Origin of the sequence: Actinomadura montaniterrae, assembly GCF_008923365.1 — a bacterium.
In the GTDB taxonomy this organism is placed as follows: Bacteria; Actinomycetota; Actinomycetes; order Streptosporangiales; family Streptosporangiaceae; genus Spirillospora; species Spirillospora montaniterrae.
In genome coordinates, this window is sequence record NZ_WBMR01000391.1 from 1 (window position 1) to 4908 (window position 4908).

Below are 4908 nucleotides of genomic sequence, written 5' to 3' on the forward strand. Positions count from 1 at the left end.
CCCCCCCGCCGCTCCCGCCGGAGCGCGGCCGCTCGTCCCGGGTGAACGGGGCGGGGTCGGGCTCGGCGTCGCGCTCGTCGTCCGGCCCGCGCGGCACCCGCGTCGCCGGCGGCGCGAACGGCGGCGCGTCCACCGGGAACGGGGCGTCCGGCCTGCCGAAGACGCCGCCCGCGTCGGGCAAGCCGCCGCGCAAGGCCGCGCCCAAGGGCCGCTCGGACAAGCCCGCGGAGGGCGACAAACGCCCTGCCTCGGACATCGCCGCCGACCTGTGGCCGGACGGCGGTGACCCGACCCGCACCGCCGAGGACCCGCTGTACCTGCTCGGCGGCAAGACGCCCGGCGCGGACAAGCCGCCCGCCGACAAGCCGGCGGCCGACAAGCCCGTGTCCGACAAGGGCCGGGGCGGCAAGGCCGAGCCGGGCAGCGGGTCCGGCAAGGGAAAAGGCGACTCGTCCCTGATGCACTACGACCTGGACAGGTGACGCAGGGGGCTTCGGGACGGAGCGTCAGCACCCCTGAGAGCACGGTCGAGACCGCGATCGACCTGCCCGCCGTGCCCGACCCGGCGCCCCCGGCCCCGCCCGCGGAGGGCCGGGCCGGGCGGGTCGCGGGGAAGGCCGGCCGGCTGCTGGCGTCCGCCGGCGGCGCCGTCGCCGTGCAGTTCGTCACCGCGGGCGGCAGCCTCGTCGTGCAGTCGCTGGCCGCCCGCACGCTCGGCGCGTCCGGCTACGGCGCGTACGCGCTGCTCTTCTCGATCATCGTGATGATCACCTCGGTGCAGACCAGCTGGGTCGGCGACACCCTCACGGTGTTCGACCGGTTCGAGCCGCGGGTGCGCGGCGGGCTGCTGCTCTCGGTCGGCGGCACCGTGGTCGTGGGCGCGGCCGTGGGCGCCGCCGTCGCGGCCGTCATGGGTCTCGCCGGGCCGCTCGGGATCGCGCTGTTCGCGCTCTCGGTGGCCCTGTGGCTGCTGGAGGAGACCGGGCGGCGGATCTTCACCGCGCGGATGGAGTTCTGGCGGCTGACCGTCAACGACGCCACCTACCTGCTGACGACGCTCGCGGTGCTCGGCGCCGCGCTCGGCGCCGGCGCGGGCGCCTCGGTGGAGCTGCTGCTCGCCGCCATGTGCGCCGGGTCGCTGGCGTCGATCCTGCTGGCGCGGCTGCGGCTGCCGCGCGAGGAGTACGCGCTCGCCTCGCTGCGCGGCACCGCGTTCCGGGAGATCCTCGCGTTCTCCTGGTGGCGGTCGGTGCAGGCCGGCATCCGGCCGACCGCGCTGCTGCTCGCCCGCGTGATGATCGCCGGGTTCGCGTCGACCGCCGCGCTGGCCGGGGTGGAGGCGGCGCGGCTGCTGCTGTCACCCGCGCTGACCTTCGTCAACGGGGCCGGCTGGTTCCTGCTCGGCGACTTCGCCAAGGCGGAGAAGGCGGGCCGGCCGATGCGGGCCCGGCAGGCGGTGCGGGCGTGCGGGCTGATGTCGGGGATCGCGCTCGTGATGAGCCTCGGCGGGATCCTGTTGGTCGGGTGGCTCGGCCCGGTCGTGACCGGCGGCTCGTTCGCGGTGGACCGGGTGGCGCTCGGCGGCTGGGCACTGTACTCGGTGTGCTTCTCCTGCACGCTCCCGCTGGCGAGCCTGGCGACGGCCCGCAAGCAGTCCCGGTCGGTGTTCGTGATCCGCGGGGTGGAGAGCCTCAGCGGCCTGGCGGTGCTGCTCGGCCTGCTGGCCGCCGACCCGGGGCACGCCGCGATCGCGCCTTACTGCCTGGGCGCGGGCGGGATCGTGTCGGCGGTGATGCTGTGGCGGATGCTCCGCAAGGGCGACCCGCCGCGCGGAGGCGGCGGGCCGGCGGCGGTGCCGGCGACGGCGGGCGCCCCGTCGTCCGGCGGCGTGGAGTCAGGGGACCAGCTCGTCGGCTGACGCGGGGACGTTCCCGCGCGCGCTCCGGCCGCTCGCGGAGCGGTCCGCGCGGCGGCGGCCGGTGAGCCAGACGGCGGCCGTCCCGGCGCCGAGCACGACGACCGTCCACGCGATCGGGACGGCGCCGACGCCGAACATCTTCAGCGCGGACGCGACGAGCACCAGCGCCAGTACGCGGCGGATGAGGCCGCCGGGGGCGCGCGAGGAGATCTTCGAGCCGATGTAGACGCCCGGGATCGAGCCGACCAGCAGCGCGGCGGTGACCTGCATCTGGAAGTCGCCGAACAGCAGGTGGCCGAGCGCGGCGGCGAACACCAGCGGCACGGCCTGCAGCAGGTCGGTGCCGACGAGCTGGTTGGCCTTGAGCGTCGGGTACAGCGCGAGCAGCGCGACGATGATCAGCGAGCCGGAGCCGACCGAGGTGATGCCGACGACCAGGCCGCCGACGAGCCCGATCAGCACGGTCGGCACCGGCCGGACCTTGATCTCGGGGGCCTCGCCGTCCCCGGCGCCGGGGCGGTTCCGGTCGCGGCGGGCGAGCACGCCGCGGACGGCGAGGCCGCCGGCGGCGATCAGCAGCGCGACGCCCATCGCCTTGCTGATCAGGTTCTCCACCCCGTCGCCGTGGCCGAGGGCGCGGGCGACCAGCACGCCGCAGAACGCGGCGGGCACCGAGCCGGCGCAGAGCCAGCCGACGAGGCGCATGTTGATCGTGCCCTGCCGGTAGTGGACGGCGCTGCCGACCGGCTTCATCACCGCCGCCGCCACCAGGTCGCTGGAGACGGCGGCGAGCGGGCTGACGCCGAAGAACGTCACGAGCATCGGGGTCATGAGCGCGCCGCCGCCCATCCCCGTCAGGCCGACGACGATGGCGACCAGGAACGAGCCGAGGGCCATGGTCCAGTCGAAGTCCACGCGCCTTCACCCCCTACGGCGGCATGACCTACCTGCTATATAGGAAAACTCGCCTAGTACAGTACGGGACCGCACCAGGGTCTGTTAACCCGGGTGTACCCCAACAAACGCGACTGGATTGACGATCTACGACGAGAGTGACGAAAGGGGACTATTCGGTCCGGAGCCAGCCGCCCGCGACGAGCAGCTCCAGGACCCGCCCCACCGCCTCGTCCGGCGTCATCGCCGAGGTGTCCAGCGCCAGATCGGCGTCGTCCGGCACCTCGTACGGGTCGGAGATCCCGGTGAACTCCGGGATCAGCCCCGCCCGCGCCTTGGCGTACAGGCCCTTGCGGTCGCGCCGCTCGCACTCCTCCAGCGGCGTCGACACGTGTACCAGGATGAAGTCGCCCGCCGCCGCCACCATCCGGCGCACCTCCGCGCGGGTCGCCGCGTACGGCGCGATCGGCGCGCAGATCGCCACCCCGCCGTGCCGGGTGATCTCCGCCGCGACGAACCCGATCCGCCGGATGTTCAGGTCGCGGTCGGCCTTGGAGAACGTCAGGCCCGCCGACAGCATCCGCCGCACCACGTCCCCGTCCAGCAGGGTGACCGTCCGGCCACCGCGCTCGACCAGCGCGTCCGCCAGGCCCCGCGCCACCGTGGACTTGCCCGAGCCCGACAGGCCCGTGAAGAACACCGTGACGCCCCGCGAGTGCTTCGGCGGCCGGGCGCGCGCCAGCTCGGCGGCGACCGCCGGCGGCGTGAACCAGTCCGGGACGGGCTCGCCCGCGTCCAGCAGCTCGCCGAGCCGCTCGGCGGTCAGCTCCGCCTGGACGTGGTCCGGCTCGATCCGCGCGACCGGACGCCAGATCTCCACGTCCGCGTCGTAGGCCCACGGCTCGGGCACCACGACCGGGATCGCGGTGCCCTCCGCCTCCTGCTCGGCGAGCAGGTGCGTGGCGCCGTACGCGGCGGCGACGTGCGCGCGCAGCAGCAGGTCGCGGTCGTGGTCGCCGCGCGGCGGCAGCGGCACGGGGATGATCCGCGTCCCGTCCGGCAGCTCCTTGCGGACGCCCAGCAGCGCCCGGACGAGCGACTCGTCGTGCTCGCCGCTCAGCAGCGGGAGCACCAGCACCTGCGCGCCGAGCTGCTCGGCGACCTGGCGGATCTGGCCGAGCTGCTTGCGGTGCAGCGGCTCCCGGGCGGCGACCGCGAGGACCGGGCCGTCCACCGGGTCGAGCTCGTCGGGACGGCGGCGCAGGGAGTGGAACGGTCCGTGCGCGGGGGAGCGGAGCGCCTCCAGCGGCCCGGCGAGGCGCCAGCCCTGGGACGTCGGGTCCTGCCAGGCCTCCGCGACCTCCAGCACGGCCAGCGGCACGCCCTCCGGATCCTGCAGGACGATCCGCTCGTGCGCGGTCAGCTCCTTGGGCACCGCCAGGGTGACCGGGACCGGCCACGGCGTCCCGTCGGCGAGCCGCCCCCCGGCGATCACCATCGCCGCGTCGAACGAGCCGAGGAAGCCGGTCAGCGGCCGGTACACGCCCGCGAGCAGCAGCTCCAGGTCGGCGAGCTCCACCGCGTCCGGAGCCCAGCCGGGCAGGTCGCGCAGCGTGTCGGGAAGGCCGGCTTCGGCGGTCACCGCGGTCTCCGATCCCGCCCGGCGCGCACGCCGGGCCGATGCAGGTCAAACGTCGATTTCCGCCAAATTACTGCGGTCGCGGCGGTGCCCGCACCTCCGCCCCCCGTCAGATCACCCGGGCGAAGCGGTTCTCCGGCTTGCGGATGACGAGGGTGACGTCGCTGTGGTCTGCGGTGAGGCGGCCCCGGCTGGCCGCCGCCACCAGCCGGCACAGCAGGTCGGTGAGGCCGGTTCCGGCCCCGAGCGCGTCGATGGCCTGCCGGGAGGTGTACTCCTCGGCGACCATCAGCCCCCGCATCACGCAGTACCACTGCATGCCCTGCCGGGACGCGACCTTGTCGTAGATCGCGGGCGGCGGGAGCCGCCGGGCCCGCCCTGTCTGCGGCGCGGACGCCGGAGCCCGCCGCTTCTCCCGCCGCGGAGCGGGCCGCGCCTGCCCGGCGGCGTCCTGCCC

3 protein-coding genes and 2 pseudogenes are annotated in these 4908 nt (G+C 75.4%); 2 read left to right on the forward strand and 3 right to left on the reverse strand.

From position 1 onward, the window contains the following. Together F9B16_RS52020 and F9B16_RS49160 are read left to right on the forward strand one after the other, a co-directional pair. Positions 1–482: pseudogene (locus F9B16_RS52020) on the forward strand (hypothetical protein); the annotation flags it as partial. Continuing rightward, entirely contained in the window at positions 479–1918 is a 1440-nt protein-coding gene (locus F9B16_RS49160; RefSeq protein ID WP_151547141.1) for a lipopolysaccharide biosynthesis protein, read from the forward strand. The pseudogene F9B16_RS52020 and the gene F9B16_RS49160, both read left to right, overlap by 4 nt. Here F9B16_RS49160 and F9B16_RS49165 read toward each other — a convergent pair. From F9B16_RS49165 to F9B16_RS49175, 3 genes and pseudogenes are all read right to left on the reverse strand, one after another. Continuing rightward, positions 1895–2833: a sulfite exporter TauE/SafE family protein gene (locus F9B16_RS49165; protein ID WP_225992658.1), complete on the reverse strand. Its 939-nt coding sequence runs from the start codon at positions 2831–2833 to the stop codon at positions 1895–1897. The two genes, F9B16_RS49160 and F9B16_RS49165, sit on opposite strands and share 24 nt — an antisense overlap. Positions 2834–2984: 151 nt before the next feature. Then, on the reverse strand, positions 2985–4454 hold the full coding sequence (cysC, locus tag F9B16_RS49170) for an adenylyl-sulfate kinase (RefSeq protein ID WP_151547142.1): 1470 nt from the start codon (positions 4452–4454) through the stop codon (positions 2985–2987). Positions 4455–4560: 106 nt separating this feature from the next. After that, positions 4561–4908, reverse strand: a pseudogene (locus F9B16_RS49175) (hypothetical protein); the annotation flags it as partial.